Below are 25,177 nucleotides of genomic sequence, written 5' to 3'. Positions count from 1 at the left end.
TACGTTAGATTGGCTCTATTAATAGTAGCCTAACTTCCGCCGAAGTCTACTAGCACTCTTCACTCGTTAGAACTGAGCCATTTTATGATTCCCTCAGGTAGCTGAGTTTTGGCTCTGGTAGTTGGATTAATGCAAACGTGCCTGGTGATTGCCTGAGCTAATGGGTGTTCTGATGAAGAAGCGGCAATAATGTGATAACCAATCTCAAACTTGGTATCCCTCAACTTTTGGGGTGTCAAGTGAATTTGCAGCTCGTCACCACAAAACATCGGGCGAAAGAAATCTACACTTGCATGAACAATTGGAATCGCAACCGTAGGTTGGGTAAAAAATAACTTGAGATTAATGCCTGATACTGCTAATGAGGCTTCGTAGGCTTCATGACACATGGACAAAACATTAGCAAAGTAGACAACACCAGCAGCATCAGTATCTCGAAAGTGAACTGTACGATTGTAGGTAAATGACATCTAGGGAAAGGGGCTAATTTCAGAAGGCAGAGGGCTTTATGTTCTGTTCTTTATGGGATTGTAACCCTTGCTCCGCAACGGTTCAGCCAGAAGGTTCGTTCCTTCGGCATCAGATAAATCTATAGAAGCCATCTGCCCTCTGCCTTTCTTTGTTCAACTTTCGTCTCGGTTAAGTGCTGACATTACAGCCTGCTGGCTAACAGTTTGATAAGCCGTTTTTAGATACTGCATCACCGCTTGAGCATCAGCAGAAGCTAAAGGAATCGTTCCCAAAACATCCAAAACGGTACGGCTGTCTGGTGGAGGCGCAATGACAACCAGGGAAGAATCTAGCGGTTCGTCGTATTGCCAAAATTGCTCAATGTTGAGTGAAGATTGGGGGTTAGAGGTTGGGGATTTGGGGCTAGGGATTGGAGGTTGTGGTGCTTCTGGACTTGGGTGTTCTGCTACTCCGGTACTCCGTCGCCGCCGTAAATCGTCGAGGATTTGCTCTTTTGTGCGTCCCCGTAATTGGAATAATACAAAAGGGTCTTCACTAAAGCGATCGCCTAATTGATAGTAAATTGCCCCAATATGTTTACAAGGATTTTGGGGGTCAGGGCAACTGCACCGCGAATGAATATCCGATAACGTAAAGGGAAACAAGCTCAAACCATTAGCTGTAAAGACTTGCTCGATATTATGTGGCATCTCTCCTGCTAATAGCTGAGCCGAGTAAATGGCTTGTTCTGCCATCGTTTCCACGACATAATTCCAGTCTTCCTCAGTAAAAGGGTCAATCGAGAGGGAAACTTGATACGGCTCTGGAGCTGTGCCTTGTACCTTGGCTAAAACCTCTGGTCCCTTAAACTCAATACTGAGAACATTGCCTTCTTTAGCATATTTACGCGCTCTTTCCAAACGTTTTTTGAAGCGGTAGGAATTGAGTAAATCATTCCACTGCTGCACCCACCATTCTTGGCTTTCAATCTCGTAATTTGTCATTGGTTGTTGGTTGTTGGTTGCTCCTGAGGGTTGGTCAATCTTCATCAATCACGGCATTGCGGTCAAGGAGTAAAAGCGATCGCAATTGGTCAGTATCCATTTCTGTCAACCACTCTTCACCCGCATCTACCGTTTGTTCTGCAAGTTGTTTCTTGCTGTCCATAATCTCGTTGATACGTTCTTCCAACGTGCCAGTACAAACAAATTTATGTACCTGAACGTTGCGGGTTTGACCAATCCGAAAAGCACGGTCAGTGGCTTGGTTTTCCACCGCTGGATTCCACCATCTGTCAACATGGAAGACATGATTGGCTCGCGTCAGGTTTAGTCCTGTACCACCTGCTTTCAGTGAGAGAATAAGTAATCTTGGACCTTCGGGGTCATTCTGAAAACGGTCAATCATCTCCTCTCGTTGCTGTTTTTTCGTTGCTCCATATAAGAACAACGTTTCTCCACCCAATTGTTTTTCTAGATACGGTTGCAGGAGTTTGCCCCATTCAGCAAATTGAGTGAAGATTAAAGCGCGATCGCCTTCTGAAATTGCCTCTTCTAGCATTTCCTGTAAACGCAGCAATTTACCTGAGCGTTTGGAAAGCCCCAAGCCTTTTTCCTTCAAGTATTGCGCCGGGTGGTTACAGACTTGCTTGAGCCGCAACAGCAATGTCAAAATTAGCCCTCGCCGCTTGATGCCATCTGCTTCTTCAATCTCAACTAGAGACTCATCCACCAACTTTTGATAAAGCGCTGCCTGTTCTGCTGAGAGTCCACAGAAGACATTCATCTCCTGTTTTTCAGGTAAGTCTTGAATGATTTCTTTATCCGTTTTGAGACGGCGAAGGATGAAAGGTTGAACAAGCGATCGCAACGTCTGCAACGAATCCCTATCCCCAAACTTCTCAATCGGCATCGCAAAGCGGCGTTGGAAAAACTGCTGATTGCCCAAATACCCTGGATTGAGAAAATCCAGAATAGACCACAGTTCGGACAAGCGATTTTCTACAGGCGTTCCCGTTAGCGCAATGCGAAATCCCGCTTGCAGTTGCCGTACCGTCTGCGACTGCTTCGCTCCAGGATTCTTTATATTCTGTGCCTCATCCAAGACAACACCCTGCCAGGAGACATCTTGAAGAGTTGAAGCGTCCCGAAACACCAAAGGATAACTAGTAATCACCAAATGCTTATCCTTAACTGCCTTAGCAAAGGCTTTACCTTTCAGTCGCTTATCTCCGTGGTGAACTACTGCTTTTAGCGAGGAACCAAATTTTTTGACTTCCCGTTCCCAGTTTCCTAGCACCGAAGTTGGGCAAACAACAAGCGTTGGTGACTCTAACGCCTCCTGCTCTTTTAGATGCAGTAGAAAAGCAATAAGCTGGGGTGTTTTTCCTAGTCCCATATCGTCTGCGAGACAAGCACCCATTCCCCAACGTTCCAGGAAAGCTAGCCAGCTAACCCCTCGTATTTGATAAGGTCGTAAAGTCCCATGAAAACCTTCGGGTGTCTCAATAGGCTTAATTGACTGATTACCTGTGAGATTAGTAATCAATTCTTGCAAAGCTCCGGATGCCTCAAAATGAACCACCGGAAGTTTTGCCAAAGTAGTTGTATCACCAGTACTAAGGCGCAGAGCATCTTCTACAGAGAGACTCATTTGGTCGTTGGATGCTACAAACACCGCTTGGGCAGCACGGACATCTGAAGGCTGTAGGGCAATCCACTCACCATCAACTTCCACTAGCGGAGACTGTTGTGCCATTAGGCGGTCAAACTCTTTTTTCGAGATTCGCTTGTCACCAATCGCGAGTTCCCACTTGAACTTTAAGAGGCTGTGCAATCCCAAGCGCTCTTTTTTATTCGGCTGCGGTACCTCCGCACTAATGCTGATTCCTAAGCGTCTTGCTCCTGCACCTGGTGCCAATCCTTGTGGTAGAACAATTCCCAAGCCATTATCTTCTAACCGCCATGCACTCGCCTTGATGAACTCATACACATCTATTGGTGTTAGCTCACAAGATTGAGGGCGTGGTTCGTGTAGGCTGCGTTCGATAGGAGGATAGAGTCGGGTAGCCAACCCTAAGCCTCTGAGGAATGTTTCCTGAGGCTGCTCAATAATTCGTCCTTGATACTCCAATTGCTCGACTGGCTGGCTCCAAATCGTCCCAGCATCAACCAAAACATCTGAGTTATCAACCGCTTGCAAGCAATACTCCAACTGCCAGTTCGTCTCACTCGATTTTGGCGGTTGCAACACAAAGCAGACACGCCATAAGTTTTGCTCCAACGTTTGAGAGGTTAGTGCAACTAGGTTCTGTTGCACTGGTGTTGTCCAGGTAGAGAGTGCAGCTTCCAGTCGCGCTACTGCCTCTGTGGGTGCCTCAAGCGTGTCAGAGGGTGTTGAGAGCATCCGCATCCAGTCCTGAATTGGAGCTTCTGCTGCGGGTATTGCCTGAGCCTCTACCCAACTACGGACTTGGGCATCAATAGCACTACTCAAGAAGGCAAGTAACAATTCCTGTGGGGAGATTGGAGATTGGGAAAACTTGGAAGATGTGAGAGAAGCGTCTTCTACTCCTCCTTGTCCCCCCTCCCTACTCCCCATTCCCTCATAACCACGGCAAGCTGATGGCATGAGTTGGGTGAACTTGTCCAGACGCGCTTGATCAACCGCACTATCGAGTAAGGGTTGCCAACGGGCAACAACATTGCCATTGATCTGTCGATAGACTCCCGGTAAAAATTTACATCGAGCGAGTAAATCCAAACTCCAGCGCATCACCTGAGACCAAAAGCGCAAATCTCCTCCCACATAAGCATCTGAGGTCTTAAAAGAGCCAAGAGGTAGCGCTTGTAGCAGTTTCACTGCTTCTAACGGCTCCAGAGAAAATCCCTCAACTTCCCAAAGCTGAAGGCTCACAGGTGAAGTTTCTGTACCGTATGAGTCATTTCTAGTAGAGAGTAGTGGGTAGGCGGCTTCGCTAGTTGATTCGGCTTGAGTTGGAAGGGCAAGAACTTGAGCTTGCCATTTGTGTTGTTGATTTTCTCGCCCACCATTACGGCTACCTTGGCGAGAACTTCCAGACACTTCCAGAAGCTGATCGATCGCAAGACGATGAGAACGCAAAAAAGTAATTAACTCTTCTTGCGTCATTGCAAACGGATGAGCAGAAGCACCACTAGATGATGGAGATTCTACCTTCGTCATTGTTCGCCAGGTTTCTCCCCAAATAAACAGATGACCACCCCTCTCGTGAGGTATCCAACTACCATGTAAAATTGCCATGCTTAAAGAGATTTGAGATTTGAGATTTGAGTTTTAATGAGTGGCTTGTCGCTTAACCAGTATTTTCTACCTAGGTATTTTTTGACATTTTAAATAACCCTTATCGACCTCAAAGCAGCCCCAGTACATAAGTGCTACGATTGCGACAGAGAAAAAAACATGATAAAGAAGGACGAAGTACTGAATGGTAGAGTTAGACAAGTCAATATCCTTCGATGGACGGGATATTCGACTGAAAGTGGGTCTACTTGCCCCACAAGCCGGGGGTTCCGTGCTGATTCAGTCGGGAGATACAGCAGTTTTGGTGACAGCGACACGCTCTGGTGGCAGAGAGGGCATTGATTTTCTTCCCTTGTTAGTTGACTACGAGGAAAGACTGTATGCAGCAGGTCGAATTCCGGGTGGTTTCCTGCGGCGGGAAGGGCGTCCCCCAGAGAAAGTGACGCTCACAAGTCGTTTGATTGACCGTCCCTTACGCCCCTTGTTTCCCGGCTGGCTGCGAGACGATATTCAGATCGTAGCAACTACGCTGTCAATGGATGAACAAGTGCCACCAGATGTTTTAGCGGTAACAGGTGCGTCCATTGCTGTCTTGCAAGCCAAGATTCCCTTCTATGGTCCAATGGCAGCCGTGCGCGTGGGTTTGGTGGGAGATGATTTTATCATCAACCCAACCTACAAAGAAATTGAGGCAGGAGACTTGGATTTGATAGTCGCTGGTTCCCCCGATGGCGTGATCATGGTGGAAGCTGGGGCGAACCAACTGCCGGAGCAAGATATCATTGAGGCGATTGACTTCGGTTACGAAGCCGTACAGGATTTGATTGAAGCTCAACGCGAGTTGATGGCAGCGTTGGGGATTGAGGTGACTGTTGAGGAACGTCCAGAAGAAGATTCGTCGTTAGAGCAATTTATACGCGATCGCACGACAACTCAAATCAAAGAAATCCTCACCAGATTTGAGCTGGACAAAAACGCCCGCGATACCGCCTTAGACGAGATTAAGGAAAATTCTGTCATAGCCGCGATCGCCGAACTGCCAGAAGAAGACTCGATCCGAGTTGCAGCGACTGAAGATAGCAAAGCCGTTGGCAAGGTGTTCAAAGACCTCACCAAAAAGCTCATGCGCCGTCAGATTGTTGAAGATGGCGTCCGGGTCGATGGTCGTAAGTTGGATGAAGTCCGTCCAGTTGCTTGTCAGGTGGGTCTATTGCCTCGACGGGTTCATGGTAGTGGTTTATTTAACAGAGGATTGACCCAAGTCTTATCTACAGTAACCTTGGGAACCCCAGGCGATGCTCAAAAGCTGGATGACCTAAATCCAGAAGAAGATAAGCGCTATCTCCATCACTACAATTTCCCCCCCTATTCAGTGGGTGAAACGAAGCCAATGCGATCGCCTGGACGGCGTGAAATTGGTCATGGTGCGCTCGCCGAACGCGCCATAGTCCCCGTGTTGCCTCCCCAAGAAGACTTTCCCTACGTGCTTCGGGTTGTTTCGGAGGTGCTTTCCTCCAATGGTTCGACCTCGATGGGTTCAGTTTGTGGGTCTACCCTCGCTCTGATGGATGCGGGTGTTCCGATTACGAAGCCTGTCAGTGGGGCAGCGATGGGTTTAATTAAGGAAGGGGATGAAGTCCGGATTCTCACCGATATTCAAGGCATTGAAGACTTTCTCGGTGACATGGACTTCAAAGTTGCAGGTACCGACACGGGTGTCACAGCCTTGCAAATGGACATGAAAATCACTGGCTTGCCCATGGATGTCATTGCCAAGGCAATTGAACAAGCTCGACCCGCACGAATCCATATCTTAGAGAAGATGCTAGCGGCAATCGACAAACCCCGTGAGGAGATGTCACCCTTTGCACCACGTCTATTGACTCTGAAGATTGACCCAGAACTGATTGGACTAATTATTGGGCCTGGCGGTAAGACCATCAAGGGCATTACCGAGCAAACTGGGGCAAAGGTGGATATTGAAGACGACGGTACAGTTACTGTCTCCGCCGTAGATGGCGAAAAGGCGAAACGGGCACTTGGCATCATTCAGGGCATGACCCGTAAGCTCAATGAAGGAGATGTTTACGTGGGTCGTGTTACTCGAATTATTCCGATTGGTGCCTTTGTGGAAGTACTGCCTGGAAAAGAAGGCATGATTCACATTTCTCAACTCGCTGACTATCGAGTTGGCAAAGTGGAGGATGAAGTGGCTGTTGGGGATGAAGTGATTGTCAAAGTGCGGGAGATTGACAACAAAGGTCGTCTGAATCTCACACGCTTGGGTATTCATCCTGATGAAGCGGCGGCTGCACGGGAAGGCGCGAAGTAGAGGGGTTAGAAACTATTAACTCGCTCCCCCATTGAATGATTGAGGGATTGGAGTTATACCAATTTCATAAAATAGCGCTACAAATTGACCCCCACTACCCCCTTATCAAGGGGAGAACAAGAAAAGTATCTGTAGCAAGTATTTAGGAAATTGGTATTAGTAGTTATAGCAGTAGCCACGAATGTTAGGACATTAAGAGGAGAAGAGCGTTCCTTAACTAGAGCCGCTTTGACCGAAAGCTGACCGCTGATGGCTATAGTGGGAATTTCAGTAGTAGGGTGCGTCATGGCATCCGTGCCAATTTAAGCTCAGGCGAATCGAATTCGCGGCTACATAAACGAAGTCTGCCGTCGCGGACTAAGGACAAATCAAGGTTTCTGTAACCCGCGCAGGCGGGTTTTGTTTGTATAGCTGCGGTTTCAACCGCCAAGCTGACCTTAAGTTGACACGAATGGCGTCATGACGCACCCTACAGGTAGAGGTTCTGCATAAGTCCAGACCTTTCACTCTGCCCCTTTTCCCCAGAGGGGACGCTACCTTCCCCTTTTCCCTAAAACCGATTAGCTAAATAGGTGACGCGAGAGGCTCTTGGCAGCTTGTACCATTAACCACAATTTCAGACTACTTATGAAGCATCGTTTATTGATTGCTGTAGTTGCTTTCCTATTGGTGCCAGTTTTAATTCTCCTCAAAGCTAGTGATGCACCCTCAGCATCAGTACCGTCACCAACTCCAGCCGCTGAGATATCAGAGACTTCTTTGCGTTCTTTAGCACAAAAGCGAGGATTTAATATTGGTGCAGCAGTAGAAGTGGAACCGTTACTGAACGATGCCAAATATCGTTCTGTTTTGGCAAGTGAGTTTAATGTCCTGGTGCCAGAAAATGCCTGGAAATTTATTTCTGTACATCCAACACGCGATCGCTACGATTTTAGTCGGGTTGATGTCTTAATGGAATTTGCCAAAGCCAATAACATGAAAGTACGAGGTCACCCGCTTGTTTGGCATTCCTCCCTCCCTCGCTGGCTCTGGCTCAACGAAGAGAAATTCACCCGTGATGAACTTATCGCTATCCTGAAAGACCATGTTCAAACACTCGTCAGCCGCTATCGAGGTCAGGTTTTTGCTTGGGATGTCCTAAATGAAGCGATTAATCGGGATGGCTCTTTGCGAGACACAATTTGGCTGCGGAATATTGGACCCGAATATATTGATCTGGCATTTCAGTGGGCGCATGAAGCCGACCCCGACGCGCTCTTATTTTATAGCGACTATGGGAATGACGAACAAGGTCGAAAGCCAGACGCAATGTACAACATGGTGAGAGGGATGCTACAGCGTGGGGTACCCATTCATGGGGTAGGACTACAAGCACATCGACTGGTACAGGAACCACCCGACGCAAAAGCTCTTGCTGGGAACATGAAGCGGCACGCTGACTTGGGTTTGCAGGTACAGTTTACAGAGCTGGATATCGCAATTTCTCAAGGTGTTGGCAGCAAAGAAGAGCGACTGGAAGAGCAAGGACGTGGTTATGGTGATATCTTCAAAACCTGTTTAAGCATTCCCAAATGTACAGGAATTATTACGTGGGGCTTTACAGACCGCCACACTTGGCTTGGCAGTTTGACAGGTCAGATAGAAGCACCCTTACTGTTCGATGAAGAGTATCGCCCCAAACCTGCGTATGAGGCGATCAAGGATGTTTTGAGTTCTAAATGAACTGGTGAGGTCAAGGGCTATGATCGTCAACAGTTTTGCGCTCTCTAAATACTCTAACGATTATCGTCAAGCGCATGGAAGCAAGCACGTTGAGTATCGTCAGTACCATAGAGATTAGAACAATATCAGCCATAGTCTCCTTATGCCTTCCCCGTTTCCAGGGATGAACCCCTATCTAGAGAATCCAGAGTTTTGGTCAGAAGTCCATCACTTGCTAATCAGTATTCTTGCCGAGACGTTGAATCCTCAAGTGCTACCCAAATATCGAGTTGCCATTGAGAAACGGGTTTACCAGATGAATGGGGATGATGCGCTGTTTGTGGGTATTCCTGATGTGACAGTGGAGAAAAAGCGCACCGCAATAAAAGAAAGCCAATCTAACGTTGCTGTTGCCATACTTCCCTCCACCCCAGTCAGCGTTACTGTGCCAGTCCCTCTGGAATTGAGAGAAGGCTATTTAGAGGTTCGAGAAGTCGCTACTAAAGAAGTGGTAACCGTCATTGAGGTTCTCTCTCCGAGTAACAAGCGTCCTGGCAAAGGACGGGAAACCTATGAAAAACGTCGCGAGGTGTTGGGAAGTCGAACGCACCTAGTCGAGATCGATCTCCTACGAGGTGGAGAGCCAATGCCTGTTTCTGGCAGTAATATCCAGGGAAATTACAGAGTTTTGGTGAGTCGATCCTTAAGTCGTCCTCGTGCCGATTTGTACGTCTTCAACCTCCAAGATTTAATCCCTACCTTCCCCTTGCCTCTGCGAACCGAGGATACAGAGCCGAGTATCGATTTGCACCGATTGCTTAATCTTATCTATGACCGAGCAGGCTTAGCCTTTGCAATCGACTATAGCCGTGAACCTGTACCTCCCTTAGCTTAGCCGCAACGAATGCTGAGTGGATTGATCTATTGCTGCGAGAGAAGCAATTACGTTGACTTGTCTATTGATACAACAGCTTCGTTGACGAGACGCTGCCATTGGCGAATAATCCGCCGCTACCAGAAGGGATTCAGCAATGATTGAAGAGCAACTAGAAGAGTTTGCTCGAACTAAGATTTAAGTGCTTGAATATAGTTCTCAAACATGATAAAAAGTTCCTCTTTTGATATTTTTGATTCAACTACATCTAAAACCATCTGCTCAGTTTCTATCTTAGAGAGAGTCAGTTTATAACCGTTAAGCTGAAGAAAAGTAATTGCTGTTGCTAAGGCAATTCTTTTATTACCATCCACAAAAGCATGATTCTTTGCTAAATGATAAAGATAAGCTGCCGCTTGTTCATGAATTGTTGAATGTAGTAATTCACCAGAGAAAGTTTGTTGGGGCTGAGAAAGAGCTGATTCTAGTAATCCTTTGTCTCTTAAACCAAGCGCTCCACCAAACCTTTTTACTAGTCTTTCATGGATAGCTACAACTGCATCTACTGGAACAAAATTAGGATTCTGCAAGATTAGCGTAAACTCCTGCCCATTCATCTTCCGTATCCATAAAAGCTTGTATAGCTCTCATGGTTAAAGAATCTGAACTCATATTTTGCTCTTGTGGAGAATTACAGTCCTTTTCAGTAGTATATAAATCGTTTTTGGGATAAACAAATACAACTTCCCAATTGAATAGCCTACGGGGGAGGCTCTTAAAGACTTGATAAATATAAACTTTTACCAATAACTTTTCCATCTCATCTTTTCGTGATGAGTTGATAATATTTTGACGGTCGGTGAGCATTTTATCCATTTCTTTTCACCTTCACGATCAAAAGGGTGTTTTGCTTTAGAGCAATCTCAAATTGTTCAGAGTCAATTTGTTGGTTATGAAGCAAGACGCTAACCACTTTAAACTCAGCATTGACAGCACATAATCACTGTGTCTAAGATAGTAGAGTAGTTTAGCAATTTACACACAACATGAAAGACCAGTATCCTCAACGGATCTGGCTGCTGATGGCTATCGTAGCCCTTACGACAGCTTCGGTTTTTGATTACCCAAAAATCAAGCAACCTGAGTTAGCTGAACCATTAGTCGATCTTGTTACTTTGTACATTGCCTGGACGAAGTAAAAAGTTTACCGACAAAAACACCCTTGGCTCGGTAAGGTTTCCCAGATATTACTGAGCTTTTTTTGCGTGTGTGTTCATCAAGTTGCTATGGGTGATCGTTGGTTTGCGCCTTAGCTCACTTGTTTTTGTGTGCTATATGCTCGCAACATATATCAATCGTAACGATGGATTATCTAAATGTCAACCTCGAACTAAATCCTCTAATAGAACTCCTATGCCAAGTAATAGAACTCCTATGTTCACCCCCATAGCACTCGTATCAGTTGTTGCTTGTTGTTGCGTTTGGACATGAAAATTCAGACTAGGATGTCTTGCTTTGTATCAAGATGACACAAAGAGGATTGTGTTCTAATCGGTGATAAGTCAGCTTCTCAATGATTCGCAATAACCTAGGAATCGTTCTCAATGAGAGGCTATCTTTGACCTTCACAATTCGACTGATATCCTGAGTAGATTGATGCAAGTAAAGCGAGAGAAGCAATTACGTTAACTTATCTATCGATACAACAGCTTCGTTGACGAGTCGCCGCCATTGGCGAATAATCCGCCTGAGAATGGCTTGCTCTGGGGAAATGACTTGCTCAACCACATACTCCTCTAAGCTATCTAAGGAACTGGTGAGCCGAGCGAGAGTCGCTAGTTGCTCAACGCTTGTCGTTGCAGCCTGGTAACGGCGAACCTCCTTACCAATTTCTCCACAGCGAGTCAGCGCAGCAAGTAGGTTTGGGCGGATTGAGACTTCGTTGACAGACAATCCTGAAACAACATTACTTGCAGTGGTTAGATCAGATAGCTTGTTATACATTAAGAACTTCGCCAAGGCTTCAAACGAATCAACAATTTCTGTCCCATCTGGATATTGAGTCAAACTAGCATAGATTTTTTCGTAGCTAGATAGGTTGAAATCCTCCGCCTCAACGAGTTTGGTATAAGACAACTCATAGAGCATCCCGGCAAAGCGAGTTAGCGGCGTTTGCTTACGGTTACGACGAAACCAAGTTAAACCCGACACGACATTCTCTGCCAGTTGATTGACATCATCACTGCTGAAATTCACCCGCCGATTTGCCAATTCTCCTAGTAAAACTTGCTTAGTAGTTGGCAAGATTTGCCAATCAAGCTGATTAATCGGTGCGGCGACGTAGGTGTTTAAATCAGATGATGTAAGCAAGTAGTAGAGAAAATTTAAGGGTGCAGCAACTGAGTGTAGATGCTGATGCAAAGCCCGTTGGGCAAACATCCGCTGAAACGGGTTACGAACAACATCGGCGATGAGTTGTAGCCCTTCAAGTTCTGATGCCCGTAAATGCGATCGCATTAAAGCTTGTGTTCCAGGTACAGGTAAAACCAGTAACTCATCCCACCGCACTGGATGTTGTTTTCCTCGAAACCGACTAAACAATGCCAATAGCAGTTGAACTGGATAAAACGGGATTCGCAAAGCACCAATGGCAACAAGCAAGTTAAAGCCGATACTAACCGCCATACCTGCTCGAATTCCAGGCAGTAAGCGCCCCTTAAAACTAATAGTTGGTGTTAACGAACAGGCAACAACGATACCAACTGCTACACCAATGACCAAAATGAAGACGATACTGGCAAAAACACTTAATGCCCTACGATTGGTTAATCCAAAGGTCACACCGACAAACAGACCAAACAAGATACCGAATATTGCTGTGAGGAGGGCGCTTTGTTGAGCAGCATTGCTGGCATTTTTGAATAAAGGATTAGAGGCAATCCGATCCACGACAAGAAATGCAAACGCACACACAGGACTAGCAGCAAGGCTAATGATAAAGCTAGAAAGAATGCCGCCCGCTACGCCGAACACCATGACACCGACAGCTAAAATAATCCCGGCACCAATTACCGTGCTAATTAACGCGGCGGTAAAGACGGTGCTGAAGCCTAGGTTATAGCCAACTGCCTTAGTGATTTCTCCCGTCATTAACACTTCGGTGCCGCGCTGCACGTTCCAAAGCTTGGGATAGCGGTCGAATGAGGCAGAAACAATCTGCGCTGTGTTGGGCAACATTGCGATCGCAGTTATCCATGAACGATGCCCTGTCATGGTATGCACAAGTTTGCCTTTTTGTAAATCCCAAACTTTTAGGCTGTGGTCACTGGATGCAGAAACGGCTTGTTGTCCATCAGGAGTGACGGCTACATTTGTTACCCAACCATTATGACCTGTAAGAGTGTACAGTTCTTGCCCTTGCTCAAGATCCCAAACTTTTAAGGTTTGGTCAGCGGATGCGGAGACTAACCGTTGCCCATCTGGGGAGAGCGTTACACCCGTTACCCAGTTCTTATGACCCGTAAGGGTGCGTAATTCTTGCCCTTGCTCAATGTCCCAAACTTTCAATGTTTGGTCAATGGATGCTGAAATTGCCTGCCGTCCATCTGGCGTGAGGGTGACACCTGTAACCCAAGCACGATGCCCTTTAAGGGTATAAAGTTCTTTTCCCTGCTCAATGTCCCACACTTTTAAAGTTTGGTCGGCTGAAGCAGAAACTACCCGTTGACTATCAGGAGTAACAGCTACTGCCCAGATGATATCTGTATGACCTGTTAGGGTATGCAGTTCTTTCCCCTGCTCAATATCCCAAACTCTAAGGGTTTTGTCAGCAGATGTAGAGATGGCTCGCTTTCCGTTTGGAGAGATGGCAACACCACTCACCCAATCCTGATGACCTTTGAGGGTTTGCAGTTCTTTACCTCGCTGAATATCCCAGACCTTTAGAGTGCGATCGCGAGATCCAGAAACCGCTTTCTGTCCATCGGGTGTCACAGCTACAGCCGTAACCCCTTCTTGATGCCCCAAAAGAATATGCCGTTGTGAGCCTTTTTTCAAATCCCAAACTTTGACGGTACTATCCGCCGAGAGACTTTTGATATCAAAATCGCGTTCGCCAGAGGCTAAAACAGCTAATTGCCCGTCTGGTGTCACTGAAATAGAAGTCGTCCAGGCAACATTACTTTGGATAATGCCCTGCGTGTACATAAAGACTGCCAACCCAGCAAGAATGACAGGTAATGCGATCGCAAGTGGCAGCATTAAGTAAAGATTGCGATACGCCGCAACCCGCCACGTCCCCAGCAATCTTTGGTAACCCCTCAAGCGATAGACATCAGGGGATGCCTGATGGAGATAGCAGTGAAACGCTGTAGGACGAAAGTAGACCCAGTAGGCAAGTAATGAATAGTGGGACAACTTCCATGGACTAAGACGTTCGGGGAGTTTGCCTCGAAACTCTGGAAACTTATGCCTCATTAGCTGCACCTCTAGGTTGTTCCATCAAACAAGGATGTCATATCAAGTTCGGTTAATTACTTCGTTTACAGACTTGAGTTTTTTTGGGCGTTGTCCGCTGTCTGTTTCAACTGAGTACTGACGGCGCAAATTCTGGACTACTAACCAAAAACGACAATTTTTGTACGAAGTGAGCAAACGAAATTTACTATTATGCCGTAGTTATAACTCGAAACTCTTGCCATGCCCTCAGTAAAACACCCCCGAAAGCTTTAAACTAAAGGGTGCGTTATGGTTTGGAGATACTCTCATTAAGCTGTGCGGAAAATAGTCATTGCCGGTAACTGGAAAATGTTCAAAACTCAAAGGGAAGCCTCTGAGTTTTTACAAAAATTTATGCCTGAGCTGGAAAACACCCCTGAAGAACGGGAGGTTTTGCTATGTGCTCCTTTTACAGCCTTGGGCATTCTGTCTAAAAGTCTACATAATAGCCGTGTACAGTTGGGTGCCCAAAATGTTCATTGGGAAGACGAAGGAGCATACACTGGAGAAATTTCCGGTTCTATGCTAACTGAGGTCGGGGTTCGCTACGTCATTGTTGGTCACAGTGAACGGCGTCAATACTTTGGTGAAACTGATGAAACAGTTAACCAGCGTCTGCTTGCTGCTCAACGTCACGGTTTAACTCCAATTCTCTGTGTCGGTGAAACCAAGCAACAACGGGATGCTGGCGATACAGAATTGCTGATTACGACTCAGCTAAAAAAAGACCTTGTGGAGGTTGATCAGCAGAATCTCGTTATCGCCTACGAACCAATTTGGGCAATTGGCACGGGTGATACTTGCGAGGCAACAGAAGCCAATCGAGTGATTGGTCTAATTCGGAGTCAGCTCAAGGTGCCTGATGTTCCGATTCAATATGGCGGCTCTGTCAAACCCAACAATATCGATGAAATTATGGCTCAACCAGAAATTGATGGCGCATTGGTGGGAGGAGCAAGCCTAGAACCTGCTAGCTTTGCGCGGATTGTCAATTATCAATAGTTGTTGGTTGTTGGTTGTTGGTTGTTACAAATAACAGATATAGCGTTTCTCATCCGAGTGAGATACAGCCCGACCCCTCCCCGATACGGAGAGGGGAGCAAAACTCCGGTTCCCCCTTCCCTAGTAGGGAAGGGGGCTAGGGGGTTAGGTCTCTTGGGTACCGCACAAAGAGTGAGAACCGCTACAACAAATGACAGACTATCAGGTAGAACAAACCACAATTCGAGAGCGTTCTTTCAACTGGGGAGAGCGAACCTATCTCATGGGTGTCTTAAATGTGACACCGGATAGTTTTAGTGATGGTGGTGAATTCTATGCCCCAACAGCAGCTTTGGAACAAGCGCAACGCTTAGTAGACCATGGGGCAGATATTATCGACGTTGGTGGTCAATCAACTCGACCAGGGGCAGCACAGATTTCTCTTGAAGAAGAACTGAATCGAGTCCTGCCAGTAGTATCTGCCCTGCGCTCGGTGTTAGATGTCCCAATTTCTGTTGATACAACACGAGCCTCTGTAGCCCAGCAGGCGGTTAAAGCAGGTGCAGATATGGTAAACGATATTTCCGGTGGTACGTTTGACCCGGAGATGTTACCCGTCATTGCCGAGTTGCGTGTCCCGATGGTGTTGATGCATATTCGGGGAACACCTCAAACCATGCAAAAACTGACGGACTATGAAGACTTAGTTGGAGAAATCTACGAGTTTCTAAAACAGCAAATTTCAGCAGCGGTAGCGGCGGGAATTGAGCGATCGCATTTGATCATTGATCCGGGCATCGGTTTTGCCAAAACACTGGAGCAAAATTTAGAACTATTGCGGCAACTCCCAAAATTTCGTTACTTGGGTCTACCGATTTTAGTGGGAGTATCTCGCAAAAGTTTCATTGGTCGGATTCTCGATCAACCTGACCCCAAAAGCAGAGTTTGGGGAACAGCAGCCGCTTGCTGTAGTGCGATCGCGGGTTCAGCAGACATCCTCCGAGTTCACGATGTTCTCGAACTACGCGATGTCTGCCGCGTTGCTGATGCGATCTGGCGATCGGGAAATTAATGCAAATGTACGTTCAGGGATGAAATTTACTGGTTGGGTTGTTAACGGTCAACCAAAACCAACTGTTAGTGATCACGAGCCGAAGCCGAGTGGCTTACACTACCACCATCGGCAGCTTCAGGAATATCCATCAAATTCGTCATCGCTTCTGTCAAAGCCTTCGGGTCCATGAAGACAACTTTGGAGTTGGCACTTTCACCTAATTTCTGGTTTGCCTCTACATAGCGTTGAGTAACGAGAAACTGTAGAACTTGCCGACTATTAGGCTGATCCTGTAAAGCCTTTGAGATGATTTCAATCGACCTCACCGTACCTTCCGCCTCAGCAATAGAGGCTTGTTTTGCACCTTCTGCCTCAGAAATCGAGGCTTGTTTTGCACTCTCAGCCGCCCGTGCCTTCGCCAAGGATTCCAAAACTTCCTGTGGCGGTGCAATCTCTTGCACCTCAACGCGAAGCACTTCTACACCCCAGTTAGCGGTTGCTTCATTCAGTTCCTGTAACAGATGTCGGTTGATATCGGCCCTGGAAGAATAAGTCTGATCGAGTTCCAGTTGACCAATCATTGAGCGCATTGTCGTTTTAACCAAATCTTCAATCGCCCTCTCTAGATCTTCAACGGCGTAGAAGGCTTTTTCTAGTTCTTTAATTTTCCAAAATACAACAGCATCTACTTCTACAGGAATACTGTCTTTGGTAATCGCCTGTTGAGGTGGAGTGTCCAAAACTTGCTCACGAACTGTTTCCTCCACCGCAACTTTGTCAACGAAAGGAATGATGAAGTTCAGACCGGGCCTGAGCTTTCTGTGGTATTGACCCACTCGTTCTACAAGAGCTTCGTTTCCTTCGTTGATAACTTTTGTTGAACCGACGCTATAGCCAATGACTACTAAAATCATTGGGGCAAGGATGGAAAGGATCGAATCCATAGTTTACGTTCTCCAGAAGGAGGTTAATGAATTAACTGGCGTCGCGGCTTGAATTTTCTAAATATCTATATACCCTAGCGCGGCTCAATACAAGTGTCTCTACAGAAAACTTGCGAAAGAGCGATCGCCTTCAAGCATCGAAGTGTCAACTACTTTCAAATTTAACCGTTTTCGCCCTTAACTTGGCCACAATTTGTGATGACCAAGTATTAGGGTGAGAATAGCTGTCTTATAGCCAGATATCGCAACGAACAGTGATTAATCACACTTGATAGGTAAGTATAACCAAGACGGCTACCAGATCAAAAAGCGCCCCCTGAGGAGGCGCTTCTTATTGAGCGAGATTCTTAAGAATTAGCCATTGATAACTGGAGCCGTCAGAGCAACCGGAGTTGCTTCACCCGCAGCTAAGTCAAGTGGGAAGTTGTGAGCATTGCGCTCGTGCATTACTTCCATACCTAGGTTGGCGCGGTTGAGTACATCAGCCCAGGTGCCAATTACACGACCCTGTGAGTCGATGACTGACTGGTTGAAGTTGAAACCGTTCAGGTTGAACGCCATTGTGCTGATGCCCAACGCGGTGAACCAGATACCGATGACAGGCCAAGCCGCGAGGAAGAAGTGCAAGCTGCGGCTGTTGTTGAATGAAGCGTATTGGAAGATGAGACGACCGAAGTAGCCGTGAGCCGCAACGATGTTGTAGGTCTCTTCTTCTTGTCCGAACTTGTAACCGTAGTTCTGTGACTCGGTTTCGGTTGTCTCACGTACCAGTGAAGAAGTTACGAGTGAACCGTGCATTGCACTGAACAGTGAACCACCGAATACTCCAGCTACACCTAACTGGTGGAAGGGGTGCATCAGGATGTTGTGCTCAGCCTGGAACACGAACATGAAGTTGAATGTTCCAGAGATACCCAGAGGCATTCCATCCGAGAAGGAACCTTGTCCGATTGGGTAGATGAGGAATACTGCTGTTGCTGCTGCTACAGGTGCAGAGTAAGCTACGGCAATCCAAGGACGCATCCCTAAACGGTAGGAGAGTTCCCACTCACGTCCCATGTAGCAGAATACGCCGATGAGGAAGTGGAAAATTACGAGCTGGTATGGACCACCGTTGTAGAGCCACTCATCTAAGCTAGCGGCTTCCCAAATGGGGTAGAAGTGTAAGCCGATTGCATTGGAGGAGGGAACAACGGCACCAGAGATGATGTTGTTTCCGTAGAGTAAGGAACCTGCTACAGGCTCACGGATACCATCGATGTCTACTGGAGGAGCCGCGATGAAGGCGATGATGAAGCAGGTGGTGGCGGCAAGCAGTGTTGGAATCATCAACACGCCGAACCAGCCTACATACAGGCGGTTGTCAGTTGAGGTTACCCAGGAGCAGAAGCGTTCCCATTGGGAAGCGCTGCGCTCTCTTTGTAGTGTGGTTGTCATTGTTTGAATGATTGCGGTGAATTGAAGGGGAATGATATGAGGGCAAGTTATCTTTGCCTTGTCTTTAACAATAGTTACATTTGTTTACAAAAACAAGCCGAGTGCCGTCAGTTATTCCTATATATCTCATAAGGTTTCCTTATGTACATCAGGAACAACCGATAAAATGTTCGACCTCACAAGGAATAAAGAATTGATGTCGAAACCAAAACTGCCTATTCTTCAAACCGCACACAGAACTTGCCGCATTTTACGCATATTTTCTGGCAATTCCATGTGCATCGCCTGTTGAATGAAAACTCCTGGGACTGGAATATTAGGCGTTGCTTGCACGGAGTAGGTGAGCACAGTACCATTACCGCAGTCTTCTAGTTTCAGGTCGGCAGTAAAATCGGTAAAGGTTCCTTTTTCTAGCCGGAACTGAATGTGCTGTCCAAGCACCTCAAACACGTTCAGGCAAATTTCGACTTGAACGCTGAGAAACAGAAAGGCTTTTTTGGCAACTTGATATAGACGTTTTACCTCGCCTCGGCGCACAACTTCGCTCTTAGTGATATCGGGGAAGTATTGTACCCAGCGCGGGTAATCGGTTAGTTGCTGCCAAACGTGCGATCGCGCTATGGGTAAGTACATTTTTGCAGTAACAGCACCACCCCAAGCTGAATGCGATCGCGTTTCTACCAAAATCTCCCCTTGTAAAAGTGCCTTTTGCTGATTCGACGCTTGGTCTGGGGTTGGATTATCCGAGTTTGAGAAAGAAAGTGTAGTCATAATAATTTAACCACTCCTCAATTAATAAGAATTCAGTTTAAGTTGGGCAGTTTCACACTTGAGTAAACAAGGTAACTCCCCTTAGTTTCAAACATAGAAACAAATGCTTGAAGAAGTCATAAAGTTGCTGTAAAGCTTCCGAGAATTTAGTCCCAAGTTGTTTTATAACTCCCAGACTTGCTAAATATTGCGAGAAATGACAGCTTTTATACGTACTTACTCTCGCTAATTTTGCTGTAGTTAAATAAGTTTTTCTTGAGCTAACCCTTAACCTTATAAAAAACAACAAGCTACTCCATAGATCGACTTTTGGAGGTAGATGTTCTACTCATCTCATCCGGCTAAACAACATCTTAGCTGAGGTTTGGTTCTTGTAAACTAACTTATACAGAAGTTGGACATTCGGCAAACGCGATCGCACTCCTGAGGCTTTGAGACTGAAAAAAGAATGCGGTAATACAACAGACCAACTCGCTACCTAGAATTGAAGATGGCAAAAACTGAAGAACAAGAATTAAGCCAGCAGATTTCGCGGCTTTCTACCAAACTGAGAACCTATAAAAAAGCGTTAAGAAATCCTCACCTCTGTAAAGTGGATAGCCAAATCTTGGGGAATAACATCCTTTGGCTTGAAGCAGAAATTCGCGAGTTAGAGGCTCAACTTGAGATTCACCAACTGATTGCCAAGATGTACAACGTTGCTGCACCAGTCTTTTGTGCTAGATAGGTTAAGCAATCGTCTCAACTTCATTAGTCCTGGCAACATCTTTTCATCGATTGGAATCCCCAGAAGCAGATGGTGATGGATTAGGACTAGGGCTAGGACTCGTAGAAGTGGATGGGGATGGCTTAGGACTGGGACTCACAGAAGCCGATGGTGATGGATTAGGACTAGGACTTGCAGAAGCCGATGGTGATGGATTAGGACTAGGACTTGCAGAAGCCGATGGGGTTGGCTTAGTACTAGGACTTGCAGAAGCCGATGGGGTTGGCTTAGGGCTAGGACTCACAGAAGCCGATGGAGATGGCGTAGGGCTAGGACTCACAGAAGCCGATGGAGTTGGTGTAGGGCTTTCAGAGGTCGCTGAGGGTTGAGGACTTGCAGAAGGGGATGGCGAGGGTTCAGGGGTTTCTGGTTTGCTCTCCCATTCTGATAGTGGACGATTGACAGCATACTCAAAGTCCACTGGTACTAAAAGCACTTGCAAGGGTTGAGATGCCCCAGAGGGTGGGTCTACCTGAGCATATAAGAAACTGCGATTAAAATCAGGCTTACCCAAAATGAGCTTATGAGTTTTTTGGTCTTTGAGCTTTACTTCTACAGTTGCTTGGGGCTTATCTAAGCCATACTCCTGAAGCTGGTTAGCCGATACGGGAAAAGAGCGATCGCTTTTTCCCTCTACGAGCAAGTTCACCAAAAAGGAAACAGCAGCATCACTCGCGGCTGCTTCTTTGGGTTTTTTCATCTGCCAACCGGGTACTGGTTCACTGACTCGCTCAAATTCCAAAGTTTCCTGATTACCATCAATTGTCAAACTTTGAATTTGGTCATTTTTAAACCCAAAGATCGGCTGCTTTGTTGTCTTAATCGCTTCCCGCTTTGGGGCACCTTGAATTTCATAGAAATATACAAAACCGCCTAATAACAGGGCTGAGACGACCAAAACTAAAGTTGTCCGTTGTAGCTTCATAGTTCACTCTCTAACGGCGTCGCCACCACATTAAAGCTGCTGTTGTTAACCCGAATAAAGGCATGAGCAAGAGTGCTGTCCAACCCAAGGCTCCACTTTGGACTTCGGATAAGTTTATACGACGGTTTTTTGGCTCTTTGGGACGGATGGACAAAGCTTGCTCATCCCGCTTACTTAACCAACTAATGGAGTTGAGAAAGACATCACTATTTAGCTGTTGCTCAAACCAACCATCTGTCGCGAAATTTGAGTTTCCATAAACAACAAGCCGCGACTCTGAGGGCTTGTTATCTGCCTTTTGCTGATTCCCTAAAAAAGGTGAGGCGTCCGGTTGCCCGCTAGGAGACGCTGAGGCTTCTGGTGACGCTTCTGGAGAAGCGGTGGGTGATGGGCTAGGACTGGGTGACGCTTGAGCGTTGGGTGTCGGAGATTGGTTAGGAGAAGCCGTAGGTGATGGGCTAGGGCTTGGTGACGCTTGAGTGTTGGGTGTCGGGGATTGGCTGGGAGAAGCCGTAGGTGACACTCCAGGACTCGCTGAAGGTTGAGGTTGTGGTGTGGGTGTCGATGGAGGTTGAGCTTTACGGCTTAATGCCACACCAAGCGTTAACGGACCAGGGCGATCGCTTCCTTCATCAAATTGTAAGGGTTGCTTGGCGGGGTCACTCTCTGCCCAACTCTGGTCACTCGTCTGTACTAGAGGCGTTTCTTCAATACCCTGTACTGGCTTAGTTACTATAGGTTGTGCCAGTGGATACACGGAAAATCCGTTATTAAAGGCTTGTGTAATTGGATGATTTCCATAGTTGGTCACGATAGGCGTTGCGGGACCAAGACCAACAGCACGCCCCTGACCAGAAGCATCAATTGCGATCGCACCATCTAGCGTTACGCCCCAGTCATTCAGTATGCTATTCAGTCCTGGATCGGCATCTGGGTCTAGCATCACCAGCAAGCTGCCGCCACTTGAAAGATAATTTTTCAATGCTTGCACTTCTTGTGCAAATAGCTTTCGTTTGGGGCCAGCAATGACAATCAGTGAGGCATCAGCAGGAACTTCTGTGCGCTCAGCTAAGTTGAGCGGTTGTACAGTAAAGTTTTCCTCTTCTAGAGCCTTCATTGCTTGAGAAAGTCCACCTTCCACCTGTTCTAGAGGGCGTTCTCCATGACCTTGAAGGAAGTAAACCTGGTCGGCACGAGCGTTGGTGATTCGTTCAATACCATTCGTTAGCTTAATTTCTGAAAGGCGTTCAGCATCGCTCACTGTTTGCAAGGGCTGCCGTTCAGCGCCATATTCCAAATAAACCTGTCCAACGGACTGAACATTAAATTTCTGTGCGATCGCAGGTTTTAGCTGCGGGTCAACAAACTCAAACTGCAAATTTGAGCCATAGCGGCTGTAATTTTCCAGTAATTCCCGGTCAGCAGGGTTGGGGTTGGGGTTAAATACCCAGACCTTCACGGGTTGCTGCAAATTTTTCACCACCTGTTGCGACAGTGGAGAAAGCGTAAATAGCTGATTTTCGGTTAAGTCTACGCGCAGTGGATAGCGTACTGCCAAAAAGTTAACCAATGCCAGAATTACCAACACCGATAACGTCGCGATCAAGGCATTCGTCCCAGCTTGTGTCGAACGGCGTCCCCAAAAACCGGGTGCCAAACTTCCTAGAAATAGCAGCCACAAGCCAATAATTACAGCACCAGCAATCAGCAACCCTAAAGCCACTGGCGACCAATTGCCAGAGACAATCCTGGCTGATATGCCCATGATGCTCAGGACGGGTCCGAGCAAAAACAGATAACTTAAATAAGTCTTACTTTTGATAGATTTCATTTTAGGTGAAAGATGATGCGTGATTAGCTATTGATTGGCAAATTGTTAGAGCAATAACCTTCTAGCAACTAACAACTAACAACTTTCTCAAGAACGCTGAAAACGCAAGGCATCAATAGACTGGGCAGTGAGAAACAACCCCAAAATAATGTAGCTTGCAAATACCACAAGGTTGCTAGTATCGAAGACACCTTGTACAAGGTTGTTGTAATTCTCTAGTAAGGATAAATGACCTAAAGCGGCACCTACAGGACCACCGATGCTTTTAGCGACTAAATCAATAATCCAAAGAAACAACACTAGTCCGAAGGTAAGGATGGCAGACAAAATTGTGCTGTCAGTGAGGGAGGAAACAAACATCCCCAGTGAGAGGATTGAAGCAGCGAGTAAGATTAAGGCAAGGTGAGCGAGTAAGGGAACCGCAGGGGGTACAGGCGGGTTAGCCGCACCAAGTGCGATCGCTTCATAAGCAAGTAATGGCACAATCATTGCTGTAAAAAATGTCAGTACACCCAACAACTTCCCCACTGCCACCGTCCAGTTGGTGAGGGGCGACGTTGCCAATAGTTCTAACGTCCCACGTTTGCGTTCCTCCGCATAAAGCCCCATTGAGAGAACTGGTAAAACAAACAACGCTAAAGACCCCATAACGCTCATGAAGTAGCGCAAAAATTCATAAGCGACATCAACGGGTGGTGTCGGCACACCCATTTGGTCTTGCGCCGCTACTTGGTTAATTACCCCTTCTGGACTCAAAAGAATTGCTACAAAAAAGAAGCCAGACAGCAGCCAGAAGACACCTGCAACGATATAAGCCAAGGGGGAGGCAAAATAGCCTTGCAATTCCTTGCGGTAAATCGCCAAGATGTTGCCAATGATCATACCCATCTAAGATTCACCTCCAGTCGGGGATTCGGGATTGGGGAGTGGGAATTGGGGAGTGGAAGAAGTCCGGTCTTGTTCTGTGTCTTGTATCTCCCGCACTGCATCAGTCTGAGTAAGTGGTAGTTCTTGGGTTGTCAGTTCCAAGAAGACATCTTCCAGGGTGGCACGAGTGCGCCGCAGTTCATGTATGCCTAAACCTGCTCCGATGGTGACAGCGGCAATATCGCGTCCCGGTTCAGCACCAGGGGCTGAAACTATACGAATTAAGGAACGATCAAGTGGTAAATCATCAGTAGGAACGATTTCCACCATGCAGACTCCGGGCAAAATTTGTAGAAGCTTCTGTAACTCTACAGCGTCGCCATCTACCTCTAGCTCATAGCCTGAACCCCCAACTAACTGCGCGAGTAGGTTTTGGGGACTATTGGTAGCGACAATTCGACCCCGGTTGATAATTGCTACACGGCTACAGGTCATACTCACTTCTGGCAGGATGTGAGTCGAGAGGATAATCGTATGTTCTCCGGCAAGGCTCTTAATTAAGTTACGGACATCAATAATCTGTCGAGGGTCAAGCCCCACAGTCGGTTCATCAAGAATGATTGCAGGTGGGTCGTGAACAATTGCCTGAGCAATGCCAACGCGCTGCCGGAAACCTTTGGACAGTTTACGGATGAGGACTTTACGCTTATCCGTCAGGTTGCAGCGTTCCATTGCCGATTTTACCTTGAGAGTGCGATCGCCTGCGGGAACACCTTTGATTCGGGCGACAAAGTGCAAAAATCCCTCAACGGTCATTTCGGGATAAAGCGGCGGTGTCTCCGGCAAGTAGCCAATCCGGCGTCGAACCGCCATCGAATCTTCATGAACATCGTAACCAGCAATGTGGGCGCTGCCGCTGCTTGCTGGTAAATATCCAGCCAAAATCCGCATCGTTGTTGTTTTCCCTGCCCCATTGGGCCCAAGAAACCCCAAGATTTCCCCTGGCTCAACGCTAAAGGTAACATCCTGAATCGCTGGGGTAGAGCCGTAGATTTTGCTGAGATGCTCAACTTCAATCATGGTGCTGGTCGTTCACTATAAAGGTTTGAATCGCTTGCATTAAAGGAAAAGCCAGGGTATTACTGAGATTTCATTACGCTTTGATCTGCTTAGGGTCAGGATAGGACTATCAAAAATACTAGACTACGGTCTGCCTTGTCTGCCGTACCCCCTCGCCCATGAATCAAGAGGCGAATGAAGCTGAACAGCTCTCAAGCCAAGAGTTATGTGCGGTTACGAGGAATCTTCAGCCTTGGTAAAGCAACATTAAGAATGACCTTGATCAGGTTTTTTGCTCAAAGACAATCGATTTCCCCAACCCTCCTACATCTTGGGGGATAGTAGAGAGATCATAAATGTTGCCGTTGAATCAAGATATGGAAACAGCATTTTCTTCTTATTTGTGA

20 protein-coding genes are annotated in these 25,177 nt (G+C 46.7%); 7 read left to right on the top strand and 13 right to left on the bottom strand.

The genetic code is table 11. The features are described 5' to 3' along the window. Positions 1-59: 59 nt before the first annotated feature. The 3 genes from AC5JL3_RS29500 to AC5JL3_RS29490 form a co-directional block, all read right to left on the bottom strand. Entirely contained in the window at positions 60-470 is a 411-nt protein-coding gene (locus AC5JL3_RS29500; protein WP_496077837.1) for an acyl-CoA thioesterase, read from the bottom strand. Between the two features lie 153 nt (positions 471-623). Then, a complete protein-coding gene (locus AC5JL3_RS29495; RefSeq protein WP_496077836.1) occupies positions 624-1,454 on the bottom strand; it encodes an SWIM zinc finger family protein in 831 nt (276 codons plus the stop codon). A 34-nt stretch (positions 1,455-1,488) separates the two neighbouring features. Beyond that, positions 1,489-4,731, bottom strand: coding sequence for a sll1366 family intein-prone helicase (locus AC5JL3_RS29490; RefSeq protein WP_496077835.1), 3,243 nt, complete (start codon positions 4,729-4,731; stop codon positions 1,489-1,491). A 184-nt stretch (positions 4,732-4,915) separates the two neighbouring features. On the opposite strand from AC5JL3_RS29490, the gene AC5JL3_RS29485 reads away from it, so the two are divergent. The 3 genes from AC5JL3_RS29485 (at position 4,916) to AC5JL3_RS29475 (ending at position 9,659) form a co-directional block, all read left to right on the top strand. Next, positions 4,916-7,063 carry a polyribonucleotide nucleotidyltransferase gene (locus AC5JL3_RS29485; protein WP_496077834.1) on the top strand — a complete coding sequence of 716 codons (2,148 nt, stop codon included), beginning with the start codon at positions 4,916-4,918 and terminating at the stop codon, positions 7,061-7,063. A 627-nt stretch (positions 7,064-7,690) separates the two neighbouring features. Then, a complete protein-coding gene (locus AC5JL3_RS29480) occupies positions 7,691-8,785 on the top strand; it encodes an endo-1,4-beta-xylanase (protein WP_496077833.1) in 1,095 nt (364 codons plus the stop codon). A 142-nt stretch (positions 8,786-8,927) separates the two neighbouring features. Further along, positions 8,928-9,659: a DUF4058 family protein gene (locus AC5JL3_RS29475; RefSeq protein ID WP_496077832.1), complete on the top strand. Its 732-nt coding sequence runs from the start codon at positions 8,928-8,930 to the stop codon at positions 9,657-9,659. 170 nt (positions 9,660-9,829) lie between these two features. Here the strand turns inward: AC5JL3_RS29475 and AC5JL3_RS29470 are convergent, their stop codons facing one another. Together AC5JL3_RS29470 and AC5JL3_RS29465 are read right to left on the bottom strand one after the other, a co-directional pair. Continuing rightward, positions 9,830-10,228: a type II toxin-antitoxin system death-on-curing family toxin gene (locus AC5JL3_RS29470; RefSeq protein WP_496077831.1), complete on the bottom strand. Its 399-nt coding sequence runs from the start codon at positions 10,226-10,228 to the stop codon at positions 9,830-9,832. Continuing rightward, on the bottom strand, positions 10,215-10,514 hold the full coding sequence (locus tag AC5JL3_RS29465; RefSeq protein WP_496077830.1) for a hypothetical protein: 300 nt from the start codon (positions 10,512-10,514) through the stop codon (positions 10,215-10,217). The genes AC5JL3_RS29470 and AC5JL3_RS29465 overlap by 14 nt, the downstream gene beginning before the upstream one ends. Before the next feature lie 170 nt (positions 10,515-10,684). On the opposite strand from AC5JL3_RS29465, the gene AC5JL3_RS29460 reads away from it, so the two are divergent. Continuing rightward, a complete protein-coding gene (locus tag AC5JL3_RS29460; protein WP_496077829.1) occupies positions 10,685-10,837 on the top strand; it encodes a hypothetical protein in 153 nt (50 codons plus the stop codon). Between the two features lie 481 nt (positions 10,838-11,318). On the opposite strand, the gene AC5JL3_RS29455 is transcribed toward AC5JL3_RS29460, so the two are convergent. After that, complete coding sequence (locus tag AC5JL3_RS29455) at positions 11,319-14,114, bottom strand: WD40 repeat domain-containing protein (protein ID WP_496077828.1); 2,796 nt, start codon at positions 14,112-14,114, stop codon at positions 11,319-11,321. A gap of 297 nt (positions 14,115-14,411) precedes the next feature. Here AC5JL3_RS29455 and tpiA point away from each other — a divergent pair, with 297 nt between their 5' ends. Then, on the top strand, positions 14,412-15,137 hold the full coding sequence (tpiA, locus tag AC5JL3_RS29450; protein ID WP_496077827.1) for a triose-phosphate isomerase: 726 nt from the start codon (positions 14,412-14,414) through the stop codon (positions 15,135-15,137). Between the two features lie 190 nt (positions 15,138-15,327). Further along, the gene (gene folP, locus AC5JL3_RS29445; RefSeq protein ID WP_496077826.1) at positions 15,328-16,188 is read left to right on the top strand and encodes a dihydropteroate synthase; all 861 of its coding nucleotides are present in this window, start codon (positions 15,328-15,330) and stop codon (positions 16,186-16,188) included. 65 nt (positions 16,189-16,253) lie between these two features. Here the strand turns inward: folP and AC5JL3_RS29440 are convergent, their stop codons facing one another. The 3 genes from AC5JL3_RS29440 to AC5JL3_RS29430 form a co-directional block, all read right to left on the bottom strand. After that, on the bottom strand, positions 16,254-17,114 hold the full coding sequence (locus AC5JL3_RS29440) for an SPFH domain-containing protein (RefSeq protein ID WP_496077825.1): 861 nt from the start codon (positions 17,112-17,114) through the stop codon (positions 16,254-16,256). A gap of 354 nt (positions 17,115-17,468) precedes the next feature. Then, the gene (psbA, locus tag AC5JL3_RS29435; protein ID WP_496075976.1) at positions 17,469-18,551 is read right to left on the bottom strand and encodes a photosystem II q(b) protein; all 1,083 of its coding nucleotides are present in this window, start codon (positions 18,549-18,551) and stop codon (positions 17,469-17,471) included. A gap of 222 nt (positions 18,552-18,773) precedes the next feature. Further along, positions 18,774-19,322: an SRPBCC family protein gene (locus AC5JL3_RS29430; RefSeq protein ID WP_496077824.1), complete on the bottom strand. Its 549-nt coding sequence runs from the start codon at positions 19,320-19,322 to the stop codon at positions 18,774-18,776. Between the two features lie 490 nt (positions 19,323-19,812). Here AC5JL3_RS29430 and AC5JL3_RS29425 point away from each other — a divergent pair, with 490 nt between their 5' ends. After that, positions 19,813-20,049 (top strand): hypothetical protein, encoded by a 237-nt coding sequence (locus AC5JL3_RS29425; RefSeq protein WP_496077823.1) that lies wholly within the window; start codon positions 19,813-19,815, stop codon positions 20,047-20,049. 43 nt (positions 20,050-20,092) lie between these two features. Here the strand turns inward: AC5JL3_RS29425 and AC5JL3_RS29420 are convergent, their stop codons facing one another. From AC5JL3_RS29420 to AC5JL3_RS29405, 4 genes are all read right to left on the bottom strand, one after another. Further along, positions 20,093-21,013, bottom strand: a complete 921-nt coding sequence (locus AC5JL3_RS29420) for a DUF4340 domain-containing protein (RefSeq protein WP_496077822.1) — start codon at positions 21,011-21,013, stop codon at positions 20,093-20,095. 10 nt (positions 21,014-21,023) lie between these two features. After that, the gene (locus AC5JL3_RS29415; RefSeq protein ID WP_496077821.1) at positions 21,024-22,844 is read right to left on the bottom strand and encodes a GldG family protein; all 1,821 of its coding nucleotides are present in this window, start codon (positions 22,842-22,844) and stop codon (positions 21,024-21,026) included. A gap of 87 nt (positions 22,845-22,931) precedes the next feature. Further along, positions 22,932-23,732: an ABC transporter permease gene (locus AC5JL3_RS29410; protein ID WP_496077820.1), complete on the bottom strand. Its 801-nt coding sequence runs from the start codon at positions 23,730-23,732 to the stop codon at positions 22,932-22,934. Then, complete coding sequence (locus tag AC5JL3_RS29405) at positions 23,733-24,791, bottom strand: ABC transporter ATP-binding protein (protein ID WP_496077819.1); 1,059 nt, start codon at positions 24,789-24,791, stop codon at positions 23,733-23,735. It lies immediately after the preceding gene. Positions 24,792-25,177 lie beyond the last annotated feature (386 nt).

The sequence above is a fragment of the Symplocastrum torsivum genome (assembly GCF_059505465.1).
Note: the sequence above shows the minus strand (reverse complement) of the source record. Positions and strands in the feature narration are given on the sequence as shown.

What these genes read in the sequence shown, in the direction of transcription:
- AC5JL3_RS29500 (WP_496077837.1), bottom strand. Translation starts at nt 470, where the DNA reads ATGTCATTTACCTACAATCGTACAGTTCACTTTCGAGATACTGATGCT.
- AC5JL3_RS29495 (WP_496077836.1), bottom strand. Translation starts at nt 1,454, where the DNA reads ATGACAAATTACGAGATTGAAAGCCAAGAATGGTGGGTGCAGCAGTGG.
- AC5JL3_RS29490 (WP_496077835.1), bottom strand. Translation starts at nt 4,731, where the DNA reads ATGGCAATTTTACATGGTAGTTGGATACCTCACGAGAGGGGTGGTCAT.
- AC5JL3_RS29485 (WP_496077834.1), top strand. Translation starts at nt 4,916, where the DNA reads ATGGTAGAGTTAGACAAGTCAATATCCTTCGATGGACGGGATATTCGA.
- AC5JL3_RS29480 (WP_496077833.1), top strand. Translation starts at nt 7,691, where the DNA reads ATGAAGCATCGTTTATTGATTGCTGTAGTTGCTTTCCTATTGGTGCCA.
- AC5JL3_RS29475 (WP_496077832.1), top strand. Translation starts at nt 8,928, where the DNA reads ATGCCTTCCCCGTTTCCAGGGATGAACCCCTATCTAGAGAATCCAGAG.
- AC5JL3_RS29465 (WP_496077830.1), bottom strand. Translation starts at nt 10,514, where the DNA reads ATGGATAAAATGCTCACCGACCGTCAAAATATTATCAACTCATCACGA.
- AC5JL3_RS29460 (WP_496077829.1), top strand. Translation starts at nt 10,685, where the DNA reads ATGAAAGACCAGTATCCTCAACGGATCTGGCTGCTGATGGCTATCGTA.
- AC5JL3_RS29455 (WP_496077828.1), bottom strand. Translation starts at nt 14,114, where the DNA reads ATGAGGCATAAGTTTCCAGAGTTTCGAGGCAAACTCCCCGAACGTCTT.
- folP (WP_496077826.1), top strand. Translation starts at nt 15,328, where the DNA reads ATGACAGACTATCAGGTAGAACAAACCACAATTCGAGAGCGTTCTTTC.
- AC5JL3_RS29440 (WP_496077825.1), bottom strand. Translation starts at nt 17,114, where the DNA reads ATGGATTCGATCCTTTCCATCCTTGCCCCAATGATTTTAGTAGTCATT.
- psbA (WP_496075976.1), bottom strand. Translation starts at nt 18,551, where the DNA reads ATGACAACCACACTACAAAGAGAGCGCAGCGCTTCCCAATGGGAACGC.
- AC5JL3_RS29430 (WP_496077824.1), bottom strand. Translation starts at nt 19,322, where the DNA reads ATGACTACACTTTCTTTCTCAAACTCGGATAATCCAACCCCAGACCAA.
- AC5JL3_RS29425 (WP_496077823.1), top strand. Translation starts at nt 19,813, where the DNA reads ATGGCAAAAACTGAAGAACAAGAATTAAGCCAGCAGATTTCGCGGCTT.
- AC5JL3_RS29420 (WP_496077822.1), bottom strand. Translation starts at nt 21,013, where the DNA reads ATGAAGCTACAACGGACAACTTTAGTTTTGGTCGTCTCAGCCCTGTTA.
- AC5JL3_RS29415 (WP_496077821.1), bottom strand. Translation starts at nt 22,844, where the DNA reads ATGAAATCTATCAAAAGTAAGACTTATTTAAGTTATCTGTTTTTGCTC.
- AC5JL3_RS29410 (WP_496077820.1), bottom strand. Translation starts at nt 23,732, where the DNA reads ATGGGTATGATCATTGGCAACATCTTGGCGATTTACCGCAAGGAATTG.
- AC5JL3_RS29405 (WP_496077819.1), bottom strand. Translation starts at nt 24,791, where the DNA reads ATGATTGAAGTTGAGCATCTCAGCAAAATCTACGGCTCTACCCCAGCG.